General features: G+C 63.7%; 2 protein-coding genes. Both read left to right on the forward strand.

What is annotated here, in order from left to right; all coding sequences use genetic code 11:
• Positions 1-268 precede the first annotated feature (268 nt).
• Positions 269-1,525 carry a zinc ribbon domain-containing protein gene (locus B7L68_RS08315; RefSeq protein WP_162008427.1) on the forward strand — a complete coding sequence of 419 codons (1,257 nt, stop codon included), beginning with the start codon at positions 269-271 and terminating at the stop codon, positions 1,523-1,525.
• A gap of 40 nt (positions 1,526-1,565) precedes the next feature.
• Complete coding sequence (locus tag B7L68_RS08320) at positions 1,566-1,769, forward strand: hypothetical protein (RefSeq protein WP_081247192.1); 204 nt, start codon at positions 1,566-1,568, stop codon at positions 1,767-1,769.
• Positions 1,770-1,873 lie beyond the last annotated feature (104 nt).

Here is a 1,873-nt window from a genome sequence, read left to right on the forward strand (position 1 = left end):
TGTCGAAGAAGACGTAGACTCTGCCGTGCCCCACGTGGACGGAGTCGTAGGGAGTTATGCCGCAGACGTAGCCCGACGCGACGCCCGGCGTCCCGACCGCGAACTGCTCCACCCTCCTGCTGGCCGTGTTGTATATCCTCAACGGCAGGGACGCGCCTCCGGACACCCCATGGGGGGTCCGCGCAGCCGCGTTATAAAGGTTTAGCGGAAAGCCCCGCCCTTTAGGGCGGGGATGCGGTTCGTCAAAGTTTTTGTGGGAGGTGGACACATGGAGAACGTGAGGAGCGTGAGGAGGGCTGTTGCCGTGGAGGTGGAGAGCCCGCCGCCCGGGCTCTACGCCGTGGAGGAGGCGTACCGCCGCATCGTGGAGGAGGTCGCGGTATACGTCGCCGAGAGGGGGACGCTGGAGAGGGAGAAGTACAATGAGCTCTACAGAAGGTTTAGGGAGCTGTATCCGTGGTTGTACTCACAGCTGATCCAGCAAGCCATGAACCAAGGCGTAGAGGCGGGGAGGTCGTTTCTGGAGGCGAGGAGGGACGGCCGGGTCCGCAAGCCCCGCCCCGAGGTGAGGTGGGTCTCGATGAGATTCGCCAAGGATAGCTGGAGCTACCGGAAGACGGCGGCTTCAGCAGCCCCCGTTAGGCTGGCGCTGTCGCTCCCCGGCGGGAGGAGGGAGGTCTGGATAAAGCCCCATAGACGCCTCTGGCTGTATTGGTGGAAGGCGCTGAGGGGAGAGGCCGAGCTCGCCTCCACCCTCATGGTGAAGCGGCGGAGGGGCAGGTGGTATGCGATATTCGTCTTCGACGTACAGCCGAGGGGGGAGCCTCCGGCGGAGGCCGTCGCCTTCGACGTAAACGAGAACTCGGTCGCAGTTGCCAGGGTGAGCCTCTTGGCCACAGTAGACGCCGTGGCGCGGTGGAATAGGCAATACATAAACCCCGCCGTCTACTCCATAAGGACGGACTTCGGCAGGCTCGCTAAGAGGTACGAGGCGGTTAGAGGCAGAAAGCTGGAGGAGCTGAAGCGCAGATATCCATACGCCAGGAGAGACGGGGATGGGAGGAGGCAGAACGCTACAGACACTAGGGAGTTCAGGAGGTTCGCGGGGAGGCTTAGGGAGAGGAGGCGTAAAGATGCCCGCGCCAAGCAGGTCGCCCGCGAGGTGGCGAGGAGCCCCGCCGTGATAGTGACCGAAGAGCTCGGCAAGAACCCGCAGGAGGGGATGATCGGCCTTGAGGAGAAGAAGGTGGAGAGAAGAGAGCTGAGGCACCGCATCAAGCAGATTCCGTTCAAGAAGCTCGTAGGGGCCGTTGAGGGCAAGGCGGCGGAGAGGGGTTCTGTGGTGGTCTACGTGTCGCCTTACCGCAACAGCAAGGTCTGCCCAATCCACTTCGCCAAGCTTGAGGACGGCGGCGATTGGCATACGCTGCGGTGTCCCCACGGCCACGATGTTGACCGCGACCACGCCGCTGTGTTGAACATGCTGTGGAAGACCGCCCCCGCGGGGTGGATGAAGGCGGTTTAGTGGAACTTAAAATGTAAAGAGGCTGGAGGAAAAGGAGGCCGTGAGGAGGGCGAATCCCATCATTCCGTGGCCAGCCGCGTACGCCGTGTGGACTTCGCTCAAGGCCCTCCAGGCCGGCGACAAATGGCCCGCGGTGCTGGCCCGGGCCGGCCCCACGACCCCCGCCGGAGGGGCCGATGAAGGCGGGGCGAGGGCGCCTCCCCGCGGGGCGGGAACCCCCGCCCTCGGGGAGGAGGTCAGTTAAAGTATGCCGGCCCCATAATTTAAGTATGGGGACTTGTTGTTGCATGGCGGACACAACGATAGAGGAGGTTGCGGCTCGTAGGGTCTTCACGGGCAGGGGCGACC

It is taken from the genome of Thermoproteus sp. CP80 (assembly GCF_002077075.2).
Taxonomy (GTDB): Archaea; Thermoproteota; Thermoprotei; order Thermoproteales; family Thermoproteaceae; genus Thermoproteus.

Bases quoted from the DNA above. Each gene is read 5' to 3' on its own strand.
- B7L68_RS08315 (WP_162008427.1), top strand. From the start codon at position 269: ATGGAGAACGTGAGGAGCGTGAGGAGGGCTGTTGCCGTGGAGGTGGAG.